Origin of the sequence: Streptomyces sp. GESEQ-35, assembly GCF_017948485.1 — a bacterium.
In the GTDB taxonomy this organism is placed as follows: domain Bacteria; phylum Actinomycetota; class Actinomycetes; order Streptomycetales; family Streptomycetaceae; genus Streptomyces.
In genome coordinates this window covers 1-2,878 of record NZ_JAFFSX010000068.1, presented here as the reverse complement: position 1 = coordinate 2,878, position 2,878 = coordinate 1, and the positions used below count along the sequence as shown (strand labels likewise).

At 65.6% G+C, this 2,878-nt stretch carries 2 protein-coding genes and 1 pseudogene; all 3 read left to right on the top strand.

Translation table 11 applies throughout. From position 1 onward, the window contains the following. Positions 1-673: 673 nt before the first annotated feature. Positions 674-1,693, top strand: coding sequence for a sugar ABC transporter substrate-binding protein (locus KCH87_RS48335; RefSeq protein ID WP_210594447.1), 1,020 nt, complete (start codon positions 674-676; stop codon positions 1,691-1,693). A gap of 5 nt (positions 1,694-1,698) precedes the next feature. Next, a complete protein-coding gene (locus KCH87_RS48330; protein WP_247197935.1) occupies positions 1,699-2,709 on the top strand; it encodes a sugar ABC transporter substrate-binding protein in 1,011 nt (336 codons plus the stop codon). After that, positions 2,709-2,878 (top strand): annotated as a pseudogene (locus KCH87_RS49930) (ABC transporter permease); the annotation flags it as partial. The gene KCH87_RS48330 and the pseudogene KCH87_RS49930, both read left to right, overlap by 1 nt.

Genomic DNA, 2,878 nt, shown 5'->3' with positions numbered 1-2,878 from the left:
TTGTCCACCTCCTCGACGGAGGCGAGGGGGACCTGCTTCTCCTGGCTGCCCGTGGCCGGGTTGTGAATGGGGCCGTAGCGTGCGGACGAACCCTCGCTGGGCTTGCCGTTGATCCAGTGGTGGAGGTTCTTCATCGGTGCGGGTTTCCTTTCGGAGGGCCGGACTCAGGCGTGGTCGCGGCTGCTGTCGAGGGCGGCGTAGCGCCGTCGCGGACTTCGGCCAGGAGGTCGGTGGTGCGGCCGTTGCCGGAGGGGGAGACCCTCTCCCAGGCTCGGCTTCGCTCGCGCGGGGGAACCCCCAGGTAGCCGAGGCGATGCGGGCTGGGAGCGGGCGGGCAGAAGCTCTCGACTTTTTCCAGGGGAACGCCGGTCTCCAGGGGATATTTGTCGACGCCCGTTCGACCCATGGTTATTACATCAAAAGAAGGGTTCACTCGCGGACCTCCTGCCTGAAGTCATTTCAGGTCTAGAGGTCACGCGCGACCACCGTCAAGTAATTGTTCTGACATCTTTCCTTGATGGAGAAATGATGTCATTACAAACGTTGACCTCAGAGTGGCGTGACGGTTCTATCTCGTCATAGGCAACAGCCGTGTTAACGGCATGTGATCCGCAGTGTTCCTTCGATCAGCAGCTTCTCCCTTTCCCCTGAAGCACAGTGAGGTGCCGGAAAGATGGACCGTTCCTCCCACCCCCGCTCCCGCAGATTCGTCCCCCTCGCCGCAGCAGCGGCAGCCGCCGCACTGCTTGTGGCCGGATGCTCCAGCAGTTCCGGAGGAAAGAAGTCCGAAGAGGGCGGGACCGATGTGTCGGCCGGCAAGGCCACCACTCCCCGTATGACGGTCGCGATGATCACGCACGCCGCCCCTGGTGACACCTTCTGGGACACGATTCGCAAGGGTGCCGAGGCGGCCGCCGCCAAGGACAACGTCAAGTTGGTCTACTCCAGCGACCCCAGCGGCCCCAACCAGTCGAACCTGGTCCAGAACGCCATCGACCAGAAGGTCGACGGCATCGCTGTCACCCTCGCCAAGCCGGACGCCATGAAGGCCGTGGTCGCCCAGGCCGAGAAGGCCGGCATCCCGGTCGTCGGCTTCAACACCGGCGTGCAGGACTGGAAGGAGCAGGGTCTGCTCGAGTACTTCGGCCAGGACGAGAGCATCGCCGGCGAGGCGTTCGGCCGCAGGCTCAACGAGGCCGGCGCCAAGCACACCATCTGCGTGATCATGGAACAGGGGCAGGTGGCCCTGGAGGCCCGCTGCGGGGGCGTGAAGAAGACGTTCGAGGGCAAGACCGAGATCCTCTACGTCAACGGCACCGACATGCCGTCGGTGAAGTCGACGATCACCGCCAAGCTCAAGACGGACTCCTCCATCGACTACGTCACCACGCTCGGCGCCCCGTTCGCGATGACCGCCATCCAGTCCATCGCTGACGCCGGCACCAGCACCAAGCTCGCCACGTTCGACCTCAACAAGGACGCGGTCGGCGCCATCCAGTCCGGCACGATCCAGTGGGCCATCGACCAGCAGCCCTACCTCCAGGGCTATCTGTCGGTCGACTCCCTGTGGCTCTACAAGACAAACGGAAACTACAGCGGCGGCGGTGAGGCCCCGGTGCTGACCGGGCCGGCCTTCGTCGACAAGACCAACGTCGACAAGATCGCCACGTTCGCCGCGAAGGGCACCCGGTGATGACCATGACCCACTCCCGTTCCCGCAGAATCACTCCCGTTCTCGCTGCGGCGGCCGCGGCCGCCCTGCTTGTCGCCGGCTGTTCCAGCAGCTCGGGCGGCAAGAAGTCCGAGGAGGGCGCGGCAGGCGCCTCCGCGGGCAAGGCCACCACACCCCGTATGACCGTCGCCCTGATCACGCACGCCGCGCCCGGTGACACCTTCTGGGACATCGTCCGCAAGGGTGCCGAGGCCGCCGCCGCCAAGGACAACGTCAAGCTCGTCTACTCCTCCGACCCGAACGCCGGCAACCAGGCCAACCTGGTGCAGAACGCGATCGACCAGAAGGTCGACGGGATCGCCACCACGCTCGCCAAGCCCGACGCTCTCAAGAGTGTCGTCGCCAAGGCAGGGCAGGCCGGCATACCCGTCGTCGGCTTCAACTCCGGTGTGAGCGACTGGAAGAAGCTGGGCCTGCTGGAGTTCTTCGGGCAGGACGAGACGGTGGCCGGTGAGGCGTTCGGCAGGAAGCTCAACGAGGCCGGCGCCAAGCACACGGTCTGTGTCGTCCAGGAGCAGGGCAACATCGGCCTCACCCAACGGTGTGCCGGACTGAAGAAGACCTTCGAGGGCAAGACCGACCTCCTCTATGTCAACGGAACCGACATGCCGTCCGTGAAGTCGACCCTGACCGCCAAGCTCCAGCAGGACAGCTCCATCGACTTCGTGGCGACCCTCGCCGCCCCGATCGCACTCACCGCCGAACAGTCGTTGGCCGACTCGGGCAGCAAGGCCAAGCTCGCCACGTTCGACCTCAACAAGGAGCTGACCGGCGCCATCGAGTCCGGCACGATCCAGTGGGCCATCGACCAGCAGCCCTTCCTCCAGGGCTATCTGTCGGTCGACTCCCTGTGGCTGTACAAGACAAACGGAAACTACAGCGGCGGCGGTGAGGAGGCCGTGCTGACCGGCCCGGCCATCGTCGACAAGTCCAACATCGACGAGGTCGCCGCATTCGCCGCGAAGGGCACCCGGTGATGACTATGACCCAGACCACGGCTCCGGCGACGGGTTCTCCGTCGCCGGCCCCGCCGGCCCACCAGAAGGATGGGCGGACCGCGGAACGTCCCCTGGCGCTGCGGCTGTTGGCCCGCCCCGAGATCGGTGTCTTCCTGGGCGCCGTCGCGGTGTGGGTGTTCTTCCTGGT